Here is a 14,059-nt window from a genome sequence, read left to right as displayed (position 1 = left end):
CCGGGGAAGACTACCGTTCTTCACCCGCGCCCGCCCGTACACGGCCTAGGGTGCCCTGCATGGATGCGGAACGCGATGAGGACGGGGTCCGGCTCCGTCCACGGAGCGGCGGCCACCGTCCGGGGCGGCGCGCCTTCCTGCTGGGGGGCGGGCTCGCCCTGCTGAGTATCGGCGGGGCGGCGGCGGCCCGGCCCGAGGGCGTCCGGCGCGCATACGCCCAGATCGTCTGCGGCGGGATGCCGGACCCGCCGCGCACACACCCTGGAACGCTCCAGACGGCCCGGGTGGACGGCCGCCGGGTGGTCGTCGCGCTGCCGCCGGACGCGCGGGAGGGACTGCCGGTGGTGGTGATGCTCCACGGGGCCGCGGGTGACGCGCGTACGCCGTTCGACGCCTACGCGGTCGACCGCTACCTCGCCGCGGGCGGGGAACGCCTGGCGATGGTCGCGGTGGACGACTGGCCCTCCGCCGACATCACCGGGGCGGTCCTGCCCTACCTGGAGGCGAGCGGGATGGACACCGGAAGGATCGGCCTGCTGGGCTGGGCGGCGGGGGGCGCCGGGGCGCTGAGACTGGCCGCGAAGCTGGGCCCGGAGAAAGTGGGCGCCGTCGTCGCGACGTCGCCGGCGGTGACGGCCGCGCGCGCGCCGCTGCGCGAGATCGTGGACATCCCGATCTGGCTGGGATGCGGCGAACACGACGCCTGGGCGGCCCAGACGGAGACGATGCTGAAGGGCCTGCGGGCGCTCGGCGCGACGACCGACGGTGGAATCACCAAGGGGTGCGAGGACATGGCTTACCGCAGACGGGTGTTACCCGAACAGCTGGCCTTCCTCGCACGCCATGTGTGACAACGTCGTATGTGACAAGGGACGCCCCGGCGAGGCGCCCCTGGACAGTTGTTGCAGCCCCGGCCTCTAGGTGAGGGCCGGCTCGCGATCCTGCAGGCCGAACGCCTCGTCGCGGACACTGGCCGCGAGTTCGTCGTTCTGTGCCTGGAGCCGGATGAGCTCTCCCTCCAGATCGCGGATGCGCTGCTGGAGGCGGCGCATTTCCGAGACCATCCGAGGGTCGGGACCGCCGACGTGGCCGAGTAGAGCCTTCGCCATGGTAAAGGGTCCTCCACGCTGAGTGACCAGACTGGTTCGCGCACTTCTTGCCGCGGGAGGGGTGCGCGTGGTTCTTATCAAGAGTCGCACCGGTGAGGGAGACGGTCAAGTTGATCGCTCCGGATGGATGCACCAGTGGACACTCTCGACGTCTAAATATACCTTATTTTGGGCGGTTTGTGGAAGTGGTCAGCGCTCGACAAATCCATGCAGACTACCTTTGGCGTCGCTCCAGCGCTCGACGACGACGTCGACCCTGCCGGGCGTGTCGCCGCCCCGCAGAAGCTCCAGGAGCCGGGCGCACGACGCCTCCGGGCCCTCCGCGACGACCTCGACCCGGCCGTCGGCGGTGTTGCGGGCCCAGCCGGTCAGGCCGAGCTCCAGCGCCCGCGCCCGCGTCCACCAGCGGAAACCCACGCCCTGGACGCGGCCCCTGACCCAGGCCGTGAGCCGCACGTCCGTCATGCCCCGGCCCTCCGCGGGCGGGGCTGGCAGCGGGGGCAGCTGTAGGAGGAACGGTTCATGAACGACTCCCGGACGATGGGGGTGCCACAACGCGAGCAGGGCTCGTCACGCCTGCCGTACACGGCCAGGGAGCGGTCGAAGTAGCCGCTCTCACCGTTGACATTCACGTAGAGACTGTCGAAGGATGTGCCGCCCTCCGCCAGGGCCGCGGACATCACCTCGCGGGCCGCACCCAGCAGCTCGGCGATCTTCGGCCTGGTCAGCGCCCCCGTGGGCCGGGAGCCGTGCAGCCGTGCCCGCCACAGCGCCTCGTCGGCGTAGATGTTGCCGACCCCGCTGATCAGCGACTGGTCCAGCAGCGCCCGCTTGATCTCGGTCTGCCTGGCGCGCAGGCGGCGGGCGAAGGCGTCGTCGTCGAAATGCTCTTCGAACGGGTCGGCCGCGATGTGCACGATCGGCTCGGGCACCGACCGGCCCGCCGAGTGGGCCATGGACGTCACCAGCACGTGGCCGAAGGTCCGCTGGTCGACGAAGCGCAGGTCGGGGCCGCCGTCGGTGAAGGCGATCCGCACGCGCAGGTGCTTCTCGGGCGCCGCGTCGGGCTCCACCACCAGCAGTTGGCCGCTCATGCCGAGGTGGGCCAGGATCGCGTCGGAGCCGTCCAGCGGGAGCCAGAGGTATTTGCCCCTGCGCTCGGCGGAGCCGATCGTGCGGCCTTTCAGCCGGGCGGCGAACTCCTCGGCGCCGGGGACGTGCCGCCGGATCGCCCTGGGGTGGAGCACCTCGGCGCGGGCGACGACCCGACCGGAGACCCAGCGCTCCAGGCCGCGCCGTACGACCTCGACCTCGGGCAGCTCGGGCATGCGCCTCTCCTCCTGGGGGCGTTCGGCTTCTAGGGTGCCAGCTTGGCTTCGCGCCGTTCGCGGTCCTGGCGGATCCGGTTCCAGGCCGCCTCCGCGGCCTGCTGCTCGGCTTCCTTCTTCGAGCGGCCCGAACCCGCACCGTACTCCTCGCCGCCGACGCGGACCACCGCGGTGAAGGACTTGGCGTGGTCGGGGCCGCTCTCCTCGACGTGGTACTCGGGCACGCCGAGCGACTCGGACGCGGTGAGCTCCTGGAGTGAGGTCTTCCAGTCGAGCCCGGCGCCGAGCGAGGCCGAGCGGGTGATGAGCGCGTCGAAGAGCAGGTGGACCACGCGGAACGCCTCGTCCAGGCCCTTGTCCACGTAGACGGCGCCGATGAGCGCCTCGAGGGTGTCGGCGAGGATCGAGGACTTGTCGCGCCCGCCGGTGCCCTCCTCCCCCCTGCCGAGCCGCAGGAAGCGGCCCAGGCCGAGCGAGCGGGCCACGTCGGCGAGGGCGCGCATGTTGACCACCGCCGCCCGGAGCTTGGCCAGCTGGCCCTCGGGCAGGTCGGGGTGGTTGCGGTAGAGGGTGTCGGTGACGACCAGCCCCAGCACCGAGTCGCCGAGGAACTCCAGGCGCTCGTTGGTGGGCAGCCCACCGTTCTCGTACGCGTAGGAGCGGTGGGTCAGCGCCCGCTCCAGGATGGCGGCGTCGATCCGGACCGCCAGAAGGCGCTCGATCTCTTCCTGGACGAACTCGACGGCGACCGGCTTCATGCTCGTGGCCACGGCTTCTCCTCGCACGCTCTCTCGACGGAATGCGCGATGGCGAAGGTGGGGAACGAGAAATGCCCGAAGATGTGGTGGGCGCCGGGAGGGCACGCGTTCTACCGCGAACCCCGGCGTCCACCACAGCCGCGGGCGGACCGCCATCGCATTGGGGGGGTGCAGACGGTGACACCGGCCGGAACCGGGCAGGACCCGGCCGGCGTCCGTCAGTCAGAATGCGATCAGGCGGAGGGCTCGATCACCTGACGGCGGTTGTAGGTGCCGCAGGTCGGGCACGCCACGTGCGGACGCTTCGGCGAGCGGCACTGGGGGCAGCTCACGAGCGAGACCGCGGCGGCCTTCCACTGCGACCTGCGGGAGCGAGTGTTGCTCCGCGACATCTTGCGCTTGGGGACAGCCACGTCAGCTCTCCTGATCGTTGTTATGTTCCGGAACCAGATCTTGCAGCTTGGCCCAGCGAGGGTCGATCGCCTCGTGCGTGTGGCCAGGCTCGGCGTCGGCCAGCCTGATCCCGCAGTCCACGCAGAGCCCGAGGCAGTCGTCGCTGCAGACCGGGCTCAGCGGCAGTGTGAGCACCACCGCGTCGCGGAAGACGGGTTCGAGGTCGAGGAGTTCACCGTCGAGAAGCGGGTCACCCTCGGCAGCATCCTCTGCCGAGTAGAAGAACAGCTCCTGGAAGTTCACCTCACTGTGCGAGATGACCGGTTCCAGGCAGCGTGCGCACTCCCCCCGCAGCGGGGACCACGCAGTGCCCGTGACGAGCACACCCTCCATGACCGCCTCAAGCCGGATGTCCAGCTCGACGTCGGCGTCCTTGGGGACGCCGATCATGTCGACGCCGATGTCCGCCGGTGCCGGGAGAACGAGATGCATCTCGCGCATGGAACCCGGTCGTCGCCCCAGGTCATGGGTGGAGATCACCCATGGGGCTCGGGGGTCCAGGCTGGGCTGATTCATTCCGCTCTCATTAGGCATGGCGCATCACCGCCGTCGTGCAAGGCCGAAATAAGAGAATACCAGGGACTAGCCCCTGAGCCGTTCGACCAGGAGTTCCTGGACAAGATCGGGAACCAGCCCGGCCACGTTACCACCGTACTTGGCGATCTCCTTGATCCGACTGGACGACAGGAACGAGACTTCGGGACCGGTCGCCATGAACAGGGTCTCCACCCCGGACATGCGGTAGTTGAGCTGCGCCATCTGGAGCTCGTAGTCGAAGTCGCTGACCGCGCGCAGGCCCTTGACGATGGCGGGGATCTCCTGCTGCCTGCAGTAGTCGACCAGCAGGCCGTGGAACTTGTCCACGCGGACGTTTCCGTACTCCTTGGTCACCGTCTGGAGCATCTGGATGCGCTCCTCCACCGTGAACAGGCTCTTCTTCTCGATGTTGATCAGCACGGCCACGACGACCTCGTCATACTGCCGGGAGGCCCGGCCGATGATGTCCAGGTGACCGTTGGTGACGGGATCGAACGATCCCGGACAGACAACACGACGCAAGGCGAACCCCCTGCTCTATGGATTCCCGGCGGCGCGACCGTACCAAACGGCCGCTTCGCCGTAACGACGGACCCTCTCCTCTTCGTATCCGGCCGGCCAGACCAGGTCCTTACCCCTGCTCTCGCGTTCCACCGCGACCAGTGCGTCCTGCGCCAGCCAACCGCGGTCGCGCAGTTGCTCCAGGACGGCCCCCACCTCCTCACCGGTCACCGCGTACGGCGGGTCGGCGAAGACCAGGTCGTACGGCTCGGCGACGCCGCGGGCCAGCAGCCGCTCCACCCGGTCGGCTGCGATCTCGGCGCCGGGCAACCCCAGCTCGGCGATGTTCTGCCTGATCGTCCGGATCGCCTTGGGGTCGGACTCCACGAGCAGGGCGTGCGCCGCCCCTCGGGAGAGCGCCTCCAGTCCGAGCGCCCCCGAGCCCGCGTACAGGTCGAGCACCCTGATGCCCGTCAGCGGGCCGATCAGCGACCCCACCGTGGAGAACATCCCCTCCCTGGCACGATCGCTCGTGGGGCGGGTGCCCCGCCCCGGCGGGACGGCCAGTCGCCGCCCCCCTGCGCTTCCCGCGATGACTCGGCTCACCCGGCCATCCTCTCAGTGCCGGGGTCGGCCGTGACGCCCCGCGTCCCCCCGGGCGCCCCGGCCCGCGGCGCCCGAGCCCGCGTGCGGTGCCGCGTGTCGCGACGGATCACATAACCGCAGGTCAAAAAGGTCCTGGTAGGTGATCTAGGTCAAGAGTGGGCAAGGAGTGGCGACGAAAGCGCAAGGGTCGTTCCCCCGGGTGCCGACGCCTTGCATGATGAGTCCTGCGGCCTTCAAGACCCAGGGGGAGGCCGACCGGCGTGATCGTGAGCCCTTCCGCACGCCGGTGCTCTCGGCACCTGACCCGAGAGTGGGCCCAAGCGGGGACGGCATTCGGGGGGAGGCCGTCCCCGCAGTTGGGCTTTCCGGCCCATGCCTTCCGGCCCATGCCTTCCGGCCCATGCCTTCCGGCACATACGCTTTCCGGCCCCTACGGTGGTCCCGCGCCGTTCCCGCGCGCCGGGACGGCGGCCCGGCGCCCCTCGACGCGGAACGGCGATCCGGCCGCCTCGCCCCCCTCTGATCGTCTCCGGGCCTCTCCCGGCCCTTCCCCGTTCCCGGGGGACTCGGCCCTCTCCAGCCCCCGGTGCCCCTCAGGCCTTCTCCAGGTACTCCGCGCGCTCGTCGGCGAGGAGCCTGTCGATCTCCATGCGCAGGACGGGGTGGGCGGACAGGTCGCGGTCGGCCTCCAGCATGGCCTCGGCGTCGAGGCGGGCCGCGTGGATGACCTCCTCGTCGCGCAGGAGCCGGAGCATCTTCAGCGACGACCTGCGCCCCGACTGCGCCACACCGAGCACATCGCCCTCCCTGCGCTGTTCCAGGTCCACCCGGGAGAGCTCGAAGCCGTCCAGGGTCGCCGCCACCGCGTCGAGCCGGGCCCTGGCGGGCGTGCCGCCCAGGGAGTCGGTCACCAGCAGGCACAGGCCGGGCAGCCCGCCCCGGCCGACCCGGCCCCGGAGCTGGTGGAGCTGGGAGACGCCGAACCGGTCGGCGTCCATGATGACCATGACCGAGGAGTTGGGGACGTCGACGCCGACCTCGATGACCGTGGTGGCCACCAGGACGTCGACCTCGCCGCGGGCGAAGGCCTTCATCACCGCGTCCTTCTCCTCCGGAGGGAGCTTGCCGTGGAGCACCGCCGTGCGCAGGCCCCGCAGGGGACCCTGCGAGAGCGTCTCGGCGACGTCGAGAACGGCCAGCGGCGGCCTGCGCTCGTCGTCGGCCTTCACCAGGTCGCCCTCGTCACCCTCCAGGTCGCCGATGCGCGGGCAGACGACATAGGCCTGCCGGCCGAGCTCGACCTCCTCTCGCACGCGGGTCCAGGTCCGGTCGAGGAAGTGCGGCTTCTCCGCGGCGGGGACCACGTGCGTGGTGATCGGGGCGCGTCCGGCGGGCAGCTGGGAGAGCGTGGAGACCGTCAGGTCGCCGAAGACCGTCATGGCGACCGTGCGGGGGATGGGGGTGGCGGTCATGACGAGCACGTGCGGCCGGCCGCCCCCGGCCTTCTCGCGCAGCGCGTCGCGCTGCTCGACGCCGAACCGGTGCTGCTCGTCGACCACGACCAGGCCGAGGTCGGCGAACTGCACGCGCTCCTGGAGGACCGCGTGGGTGCCGACGACGATGCCCGCCGTGCCCGAAGCGGCGTCGAGCATGGCCGAGCGGCGGGCCGCCGCGCCGAGCGAGCCCGTGAGCAGGGCGACCGAGGTGCCGCCGAACATGCCGCCGGTGGCCAGGTCGCCGAGCATGGCCGTGATCGACCGGTGGTGCTGCTGGGCGAGCACCTCGGTGGGTGCCAGCAGCACCGCCTGGCCCCCGGCGTCGACCACCTGGAGCATGGCGCGCAGGGCCACGACCGTCTTGCCCGCGCCGACCTCGCCCTGCAGGAGCCGGTGCATGGGGTGGGCCAGGGCCAGATCGGCCGCGATCTCCTCCCCCACGGTGCGCTGCCCCTCGGTGAGCTCGAACGGCAGCCGCGCGTCGAAGTCGGCCAGCAGCCCGTCGCCGCGTGCCGGACGGGGGGTCGCGGGCCAGGAGGAGGCGGCCATCCGGCGCTGCAGCAGGACCGCCTGGAGCAGGAACGCCTCGTCGAACCTGAGCCGCTTGCGGGCCCTGGCCACGTCGGCGTGGTCGCGCGGCCGGTGGATCGCCTGGAGCGCCTCGGCCAGGCCGGGCAGCCCGCGGCGGGCGCGGAGCTCGGCGGGGAGCGGGTCGTCCGGCTCGCCCAGGGTGTCGAGCACGACGCCCATCGCCCTGCGGATGGCCCAGGGCGTCACGTCCTTGCCCGCCGGGTAGATCGGCACGAGCGCGGCGGCGAACTCCTCGGCCCCGGCCTCGCTCTCGTCGATCATCTCGAACTCGGGGTGGGAGAGCTGCCATTTGCGCTTCTCGCCGTGGCCGAACGCGCCGACCTTGCCGGCGAACATCCCCCGGCGGCCGGGCCGCAGCCGCGTCTCGGCGAGGTGGGAGGTCTTCCCGAAGAACGACAGGTAGATCTTGCTGCGGCGGGCGTCGGCGATCTCGACCTCCAGCCAGGTGCCGCCCTTGTTGCGCATCGGCCTGCGCATGACCCTGGTGACCTCGCCCACCACAGTGACGTGCTCGTCGACCTGCAGGTCGTCGAGGTCGGTCAGCTCGCCCCGCTCGGCGTAACGCCGCGGGTAGTGCCGCAGCAGGTCGCCGACGGTGCGCAGGCCGAGAACGCTCTCCAGCAGCTTGGCGGTCTTGGGATCCAGCGCCCTCGCCAGCGGCTCGTCGAAGCTCGTCACGTCACGTTTCTACCGTGCCCGGACGACAGAATTCACCTGGCGCGTCACCGACGCCGCCGGGGAGCCGCCCCGCCCGCGTACGCGACCACCGCCGAGACGACGCCCTTGGTCCGCTCGGGCCGGAGCCGCCCCGCCCGCGTACGCGACCGCCTCGACGTCCGGCCGGATCCCGGCAGGACGGGGCGGAACGGCCCCGCACGGTCCGGAGCGCCGTCCGGGGCACGGTCCGGGGCACGGTCCGGGGCACCGCTCCCGGCGTGACCCGCCACCTCGCAGCCCGGGATGCGCTACGGTTGCACCCGGAGATTATCCCCGTTCGACCGGTCATGGCGGCTCGGGTTCGCGTGCACGGCTGGACATCGGATATCCTCGTGTGGCCAGCCGGTTGCCCCGGCATGCCCGATGACCGCCCGCCTGTGCGGCGGATCGAGCCTCTCGACTGATCTAAGGAGCGAACCGTGGCTTCCGTCTGCGACGTTTGCGCTAAGAAGCCGACTTTCGGCAACAACGTCTCCCACTCGCACCGCCGCACCCGCCGCCGCTGGAACCCGAACATCCAGCCCGTGCGCGCAGTGGTGAACGGCACGCCGAAGCGGCTGAACGTGTGCACCTCCTGCATCAAGGCGGGCAAGGTCACCCGCTAGTCACACTTCCGCGAGAGCCCGTCGTGCCCGTGAGGCACGGCGGGCTCTCGCGTCTCCCGGTCCGGGCGTGATCCCGCGTCCTCGTCCGGCGCCCCCGAATCCACCTCGGCGCCCCGAATCGCCTCAGAGCCCCCGAATCGCCTCAGAGCCCCCGAATCGCCTCAGAGCCCCCGAATCGCCTCGATAACCCCGAATCGCCTCGATAACCCCGAATCGCCTCGATAACCCCGAATCGCCTCAGCGTTCCCGCAGACGCCAGGCGTGGTCGACGGGGCCGATGCCCGCCCCGAGCGGGAAGCCGCCGGCGATCGCACCGGTGACGTACGCCTTCGCCTTCTCCACCGCGGAGGGGACGTCCTCGCCGAGGGCCAGGTGGGAGGCGACGGCCGAGGCCAGGGTGCAGCCGGTGCCGTGGGTGTGCCGGTTGTCGTGACGCTCGGCGGTGAAGCGGAACTCCCTCGTGCCGTCGGTCAGCAGGTCGACCGGTGGGCCCGGCAGGTGGCCACCCTTGATCAGCGCCCACGCGGGGCCGAGCTCCAGAACCGCGTCGGCGGCCCGGCGAAGGTCGTCCTCCTGCTCGACCTTCACCCCGGTCAGCTGCAGCACCTCCCACAGGTTGGGGGTGACCACCGTGGCCGTGGGCAGCAGGCGTGCCTTCACCGTGTCCACGGCCTCGGGGGCGAGGAGCGAGTCACCGTGTTTGGAGACCCCCACCGGGTCGATCACGACGGGCACATCCAGCCCCGCCAGCACCTCGGCGACCGTCTCGACCAGCACCGGCGAGGCGAGCATGCCGGTCTTGACCGCCTGGACGCCGATGTCGCCGAGCACCGAGTCGAGCTGGGCCCGTACCGCCTCCACGGGCAGCTCCCAGTAGCCCTGCACGCCCAGCGAGTTCTGCGCGGTCACCGCGGCGATCACGCTCATGCCGTGTACGCCGAGGGCCATCATCGTCTTCAGGTCGGCCTGGATGCCCGCGCCGCCTCCGGAGTCGGATCCGGCGACGGTCAGCACACGAGGGGGAGTCAAATCGGTCATATCACCATCCAACCAGTTTCAACCGGATCGCAGGATCCCGGCCGCCGGCCGAGGGACCGAGCGGGGCGGCACGGCACGAGGGCGGACCTCTGCCACCGGCCCGGACGGAGACCGGAACAGGCCGCGGACCGGGCCGGACGGCAGGTGCGGACCGGGCCGGACGGCAGGTGCGCCTCGCACCGGCCGGTCAGGCGACAGACCCGGTCAGGCGACAGACCCGGCTAGGCAACAGACCCGGCCAGGCAACAGACCCGGTCAGGCGACGGAGCACTCCCCCTGGCTGCTCCGGCAGCTCTCGGGGATCTCCGCCGCGCCCCAGGCGGTGAAATTGACGACGAGTTCCTCGCCCGCCGCCAGACCCTCCGCCGACTCGATCGTCAGGGTCTCGCCGTCCTGGCTCCACTCGGCGCCCTGCACCGAGGTGACCTCCCCGCCGACCGGGACGCTCAGCGCCAGGCCGGTGACGGCCTCGTCGGCGGCGACGACGAGCTTGACGGTGTAGACCTCCTTCTTCGTCTGGACCAGGTCGGCCCCGACGGTGATCACGACGCCGCCGGCGGGGGGCGGCGCGGAGGTCTGGACGGGCGCGGGCGCGGTCTCGCTGGGGAAGGGCTGGGACGGCGCCTCGGTGCGGTGGCCGCCGACGAGGGTCTGCGACGTGGGGCTCGGCGAGGGCTCCGGCTCATCGGTGGGGAGCGGATCGTCGGCGACCCGGGGGGCACGGGTGGGCTCCTCCGTGGGGGTGGGCCGCGGCGTGGCGTCGTCGCGGCGGGTGGCCGTGGGAGCCGGGGCGGGAGCGTCCTCGCGCGCGGTGTCCGTCGCCTCCGTCGCGCCTCCCGTCTCCTCCGTGGACGGCTCCTCCTCCGGCTCCTCCTCCGGTGCCGGCTCGTCGACGGGCTCGGTGACGTCGATCTCCGGGTCCGGCTGGTTGGTCGCCGCCGCGACACACCCGGCGGCCGGGCAGTCGGCGGGCCCTTCGGAGCCGGTCAGCGCCTGGACGCCGACCACGGTCCCGCCGAGGACCGCGGCGACCGCCGCGACGGTCAGCACCGCCATCCTGGTCCGGCTGGACGTGCGCTTCTCGCCCGGCCAGGCCGCCGTCTCGGACGGCTCGGCCTCCGACGACCATCCCGAGCCCAGGAATCCCGTCTGGGTGACCGCCGACTCTTCGGGACGGAGTCGGCGCCCGATCGGCTCGTCGCGGGGAACCGGCTGCGGAGCGGGCTCCGGCCCGCGCCTCCCCCGGTCCGGGGAACCTTGATCCCCTTTTCCACCGTGGCGGCCCATATCGCCCCTTTCTCGGAGGGAATCTCGACCGCCCATCTTCATATCATTTCGATATACGTTTGTCGCAATTTTCACAGATGTAGCAAGAAGTGGGAAACGTCACTCCCGGAAGTGATCCCAGCCGCCGTGGTCGACCGACACGCCCCTGACCTGCACACCCGTACCCTCCGTGACGATCCCGACCACGGTCCAGCCCGGCGGCAGGCGCACGTCCTCGGGGAAGGTCGCGGCGAGCGCGTGGTCGTCGCCGCCCGAGAGCACCCACTCCAGCGGATCGACGGCGAGCAGCCGGGCGGCGTCCCGCATCGCGTAGGGGATCGTGAACGCCTCGGGGTCGAGCACCAGGCCCACCCCGGAGGCCTCGGCCACGTGGCCGAGGTCCTGGAGGAGGCCGTCGCTGACGTCGAGCATGGCGGTGGCACCGAGCGCGGCGGCCTCGGGGCCGCGGGCGTAGGGCGGGTGCGGGCGCCGGTGGGCTTCGATCAGCTCCGGTGGCCCGTTCAGGCCCTCGCGGAACAGCGCGAGCCCGGCGGCGGCGTACCCGAGACGGCCGGCGACCGCGACCGCGTCCCCGGGACGCGCCCCCGAGCGGGTGACCGGTGCCCGCCCGCCCAGGTCGCCGAGGGCGGTCACGCCGATGACGACGAGGTCGCAGCGGGTGATGTCGCCGCCGACCACGCTGGCGCCGACGAGGTCGCACTCGTCGCGGAAGCCGTCGGTCAGCTCGTCCAGCCACCCGGTGGCGGCGTCGGCGGGCAGGCCGAGCCCGACCACGATGCCGGTGGGGTCCGCGCCCATCGCCACGACGTCCGAGAGGTTCTGCGCCGCCGCCTTGCGGCCGATGTCATAGCCACTGGACCAATCCCGGCGGAAATGCCTACCCTCGATCAATAAGTCTGTCGTCACGACGACCCGCCCATCGGGAGCACTCACCACTGCGGCGTCGTCTCCGGGACCGAGCAATACGGCCCTACCTTGTGGCAAGCGTCCGGCAATACGTGCAATAACCCCGAATTCGCCGAGATCTCCGACTGTGATGACGCACCTCCCGTTCATCACAGGGTACGGTGGCCCTTCGGCACTGATCCAATCGCCCGGGAGGACGTGATGGTGCAGGCCTACATCCTTATCCAGACCGAGGTCGGCAAGGCCGCGAACGTGGCCCGCGAGATCTCCGGGATCCCCGGTGTCACGCAGGCCGAGGACGTCACCGGCCCGTACGACGTGATCGTACGGGCCCAGGCCCGCAACGTCGACGAGCTGGGCAAGCTCGTCGTGGCGCAGATTCAGGCGGTAGAGGGAATCACACGTACTCTTACGTGTCCCATCGTCCATATCTGACCGTCAGGAAGGTGAGATGCCACTCCGGTTCGCCCGCCGGGCGGGATGCGCCTGTGCCCTGCTGATCCTGGCCGGGTGCGGCGGTGCCGTCCGGGTGGATCCGCCCGTTCCCGAGGGGCCTGCCGCCGCGGCGTGCAAGACCCTGGGCGAGCGGCTCCCGCAGAAGCTCGACGGCGCGGACCGGGGAGAGTCCACCCCCGCCTCGCCGTACGTCGCGGTGTGGGGCGAGGCGGAGATCGCGTTGCGTTGCGGGGTGCCGCGACCGGCGACGATGTCGGCCACCGACCAGGTGCCCGAGATCGACGGGGTGGCGTGGTACGCCGACCCGGCCCGGCCGACGCTGTACACGTCGGTCGGGCGGGAGGCCTACGTCGAGGTGACGATCTCCCGCAAGCACGTCCCGCAGAACGTCCTCATCGACCTCGCGGCACCCATCAAGGCGGCGCTACCGCAGACCGGGTGAGCGCTCCAGCGCGAGCTGGATCAGCCGGTCGACGAGCTCGGCGTAGGGCAGCCCGGTGGCGGCCCACAGCTGCGGCGCGACCGACAGCGCGGTGAAGCCCGGCATGGTGTTGATCTCGTTGAGGATCAGCCGGCCGTCGGGGGTGTAGAAGAAGTCGACCCGCGCCAGCCCCTCGCAGCCCAGCGCCTCGAAGGCGCGCACGGCCATCGCCCGCAGGTCCTCGGCCACCGCCTCGGGGATGTCCGCGGGCGCCACCAGGGACATGCCGCCCCCGATGTACTTGGCCTCGAAGTCGAAGAACTCGTGGTCACCGTGGACCAGCACCTCGCCCGGCACGCTGGCCCGCGGCGCCCCGTCGCCCGGCGACTGCAGCACGGCGCACTCGATCTCGCGGCCCGTGATCGCGGCCTCGACCAGCACCTTGGGGTCGTGCTCGCGGGCGAACTCGATGGCCCGCTCCAGCTCCTCCATGGTGGCGGCCTTGGAGATGCCCTGGCTGGACCCGGCCCGGGCCGGCTTGACGAACACCGGCCAGCCGAGCTCCTGGACCTCCTTGAGGACCCGGTCTCGGTCGACCCGCCAGTCGCGGTCGCGGATCACCACGTGGCGGCCGACGGGCAGGCCGGAGGCGGCGAGCACCATCTTCATGTACGCCTTGTCCATGCCGACCGCGCTGGCCAGCACCCCGGAGCCGACGTAGCGGACACCGGCCATCTCCAGCAGTCCCTGGATCGTCCCGTCCTCGGCGAAGGGCCCGTGCATGACGGGGAAGACCACGTCGACCTGACCGAGTTCGACGGGGACGCGACCGGCCTCGTAGGTCACCAGCGGGCCGCCGCCGGCCGGCAGCGCGAGTTCGGTGCCCCGGACCTCGACGGACGGCAGCTCGCCGCCCTCGATCACGTAGCGCTGATCCCCGGAGGCGAGCACCCACCGTCCGTCCTGGGCGATCCCGATCGGAACCACCTCGTATTTAGACCGGTCAATGACTTCCAGCACGCTGCCCGCTCCCATGATGGAGACGGCGTGCTCGGAATTGCGGCCGCCGAAGACGACGGCGACCCTCGGCCGGGGTCCGTGCTGCTCACTCATGATGACCGAATCTACCCCCTGTTAGGGGGAAATCCGCCTGTTGGACGCGCCCGTCTGACCGTTTTGGGCGGGGAGCCGAGCGTCCACGACGACATCCGCGGTCAGGTCCTCGGCGTCCTCCGGCCCGGCGGGAGCCG

The 14,059-nt window shown here is 71.5% G+C and carries 17 protein-coding genes; 4 read left to right on the top strand and 13 right to left on the bottom strand.

What is annotated here, in order from left to right; translation table 11 throughout:
- Positions 1 to 59: 59 nt before the first annotated feature.
- Positions 60 to 851, top strand: coding sequence for a dienelactone hydrolase family protein (locus tag ABD841_RS03440; RefSeq protein ID WP_344967726.1), 792 nt, complete (start codon positions 60 to 62; stop codon positions 849 to 851).
- 66 nt (positions 852 to 917) lie between these two features.
- Here ABD841_RS03440 and ABD841_RS03435 read toward each other — a convergent pair whose 3' ends face one another.
- From ABD841_RS03435 to recG, 9 genes are all read right to left on the bottom strand, one after another.
- Positions 918 to 1,109, bottom strand: a complete 192-nt coding sequence (locus ABD841_RS03435; RefSeq protein WP_184545644.1) for a hypothetical protein — start codon at positions 1,107 to 1,109, stop codon at positions 918 to 920.
- Positions 1,110 to 1,298: 189 nt separating this feature from the next.
- Positions 1,299 to 1,574, bottom strand: coding sequence for an acylphosphatase (locus ABD841_RS03430; protein WP_344967722.1), 276 nt, complete (start codon positions 1,572 to 1,574; stop codon positions 1,299 to 1,301).
- Positions 1,571 to 2,437 (bottom strand): bifunctional DNA-formamidopyrimidine glycosylase/DNA-(apurinic or apyrimidinic site) lyase, encoded by an 867-nt coding sequence (gene mutM / locus ABD841_RS03425; protein ID WP_344967720.1) that lies wholly within the window; start codon positions 2,435 to 2,437, stop codon positions 1,571 to 1,573. Before mutM ends, ABD841_RS03430 begins: the two co-directional genes overlap by 4 nt.
- A 29-nt stretch (positions 2,438 to 2,466) precedes the next feature.
- Positions 2,467 to 3,207, bottom strand: coding sequence for a ribonuclease III (gene rnc, locus ABD841_RS03420; RefSeq protein ID WP_425581939.1), 741 nt, complete (start codon positions 3,205 to 3,207; stop codon positions 2,467 to 2,469).
- A gap of 221 nt (positions 3,208 to 3,428) precedes the next feature.
- Complete coding sequence (gene rpmF, locus ABD841_RS03415) at positions 3,429 to 3,608, bottom strand: 50S ribosomal protein L32 (protein WP_012894381.1); 180 nt, start codon at positions 3,606 to 3,608, stop codon at positions 3,429 to 3,431.
- A gap of 1 nt (position 3,609) precedes the next feature.
- Positions 3,610 to 4,164: a YceD family protein gene (locus ABD841_RS03410; protein ID WP_344967718.1), complete on the bottom strand. Its 555-nt coding sequence runs from the start codon at positions 4,162 to 4,164 to the stop codon at positions 3,610 to 3,612.
- A gap of 66 nt (positions 4,165 to 4,230) precedes the next feature.
- On the bottom strand, positions 4,231 to 4,707 hold the full coding sequence (gene coaD / locus ABD841_RS03405; RefSeq protein ID WP_344967716.1) for a pantetheine-phosphate adenylyltransferase: 477 nt from the start codon (positions 4,705 to 4,707) through the stop codon (positions 4,231 to 4,233).
- Positions 4,708 to 4,722: 15 nt separating this feature from the next.
- The gene (gene rsmD / locus ABD841_RS03400; protein WP_344967714.1) at positions 4,723 to 5,292 is read right to left on the bottom strand and encodes a 16S rRNA (guanine(966)-N(2))-methyltransferase RsmD; all 570 of its coding nucleotides are present in this window, start codon (positions 5,290 to 5,292) and stop codon (positions 4,723 to 4,725) included.
- A 593-nt stretch (positions 5,293 to 5,885) separates the two neighbouring features.
- Complete coding sequence (gene recG / locus ABD841_RS03395) at positions 5,886 to 8,057, bottom strand: ATP-dependent DNA helicase RecG (protein ID WP_344967713.1); 2,172 nt, start codon at positions 8,055 to 8,057, stop codon at positions 5,886 to 5,888.
- 458 nt (positions 8,058 to 8,515) lie between these two features.
- Here recG and rpmB point away from each other — a divergent pair, with 458 nt between their 5' ends.
- A complete protein-coding gene (gene rpmB / locus ABD841_RS03390; protein WP_012894387.1) occupies positions 8,516 to 8,701 on the top strand; it encodes a 50S ribosomal protein L28 in 186 nt (61 codons plus the stop codon).
- Between the two features lie 237 nt (positions 8,702 to 8,938).
- On the opposite strand, the gene thiD is transcribed toward rpmB, so the two are convergent.
- From thiD to ABD841_RS03375, 3 genes are all read right to left on the bottom strand, one after another.
- Positions 8,939 to 9,739: a bifunctional hydroxymethylpyrimidine kinase/phosphomethylpyrimidine kinase gene (gene thiD / locus ABD841_RS03385; RefSeq protein ID WP_344967711.1), complete on the bottom strand. Its 801-nt coding sequence runs from the start codon at positions 9,737 to 9,739 to the stop codon at positions 8,939 to 8,941.
- Positions 9,740 to 9,994: 255 nt separating this feature from the next.
- On the bottom strand, positions 9,995 to 10,795 hold the full coding sequence (locus tag ABD841_RS03380) for a hypothetical protein (RefSeq protein WP_344967709.1): 801 nt from the start codon (positions 10,793 to 10,795) through the stop codon (positions 9,995 to 9,997).
- Between the two features lie 330 nt (positions 10,796 to 11,125).
- Positions 11,126 to 12,082 carry a thiamine-phosphate kinase gene (locus tag ABD841_RS03375; RefSeq protein ID WP_344967707.1) on the bottom strand — a complete coding sequence of 319 codons (957 nt, stop codon included), beginning with the start codon at positions 12,080 to 12,082 and terminating at the stop codon, positions 11,126 to 11,128.
- Positions 12,083 to 12,133: 51 nt separating this feature from the next.
- On the opposite strand from ABD841_RS03375, the gene ABD841_RS03370 reads away from it, so the two are divergent.
- The gene (locus ABD841_RS03370) at positions 12,134 to 12,367 is read left to right on the top strand and encodes an Lrp/AsnC family transcriptional regulator (RefSeq protein WP_344967704.1); all 234 of its coding nucleotides are present in this window, start codon (positions 12,134 to 12,136) and stop codon (positions 12,365 to 12,367) included.
- 16 nt (positions 12,368 to 12,383) lie between these two features.
- Complete coding sequence (locus ABD841_RS03365) at positions 12,384 to 12,830, top strand: DUF3515 domain-containing protein (protein WP_344967702.1); 447 nt, start codon at positions 12,384 to 12,386, stop codon at positions 12,828 to 12,830.
- Here ABD841_RS03365 and ABD841_RS03360 read toward each other — a convergent pair.
- On the bottom strand, positions 12,813 to 13,922 hold the full coding sequence (locus ABD841_RS03360; protein WP_344967700.1) for a D-alanine--D-alanine ligase family protein: 1,110 nt from the start codon (positions 13,920 to 13,922) through the stop codon (positions 12,813 to 12,815). The two genes, ABD841_RS03365 and ABD841_RS03360, sit on opposite strands and share 18 nt — an antisense overlap.
- Between the last annotated feature and the right edge of the window lie 137 nt (positions 13,923 to 14,059).

Origin of the sequence: Streptosporangium fragile (assembly GCF_039534445.1) — a bacterium.
In the GTDB taxonomy this organism is placed as follows: domain Bacteria; phylum Actinomycetota; class Actinomycetes; order Streptosporangiales; family Streptosporangiaceae; genus Streptosporangium; species Streptosporangium fragile.
The sequence above is the reverse complement of the archived record's forward strand: the minus strand, read 5'-3'. Positions and strand labels throughout refer to the sequence as shown.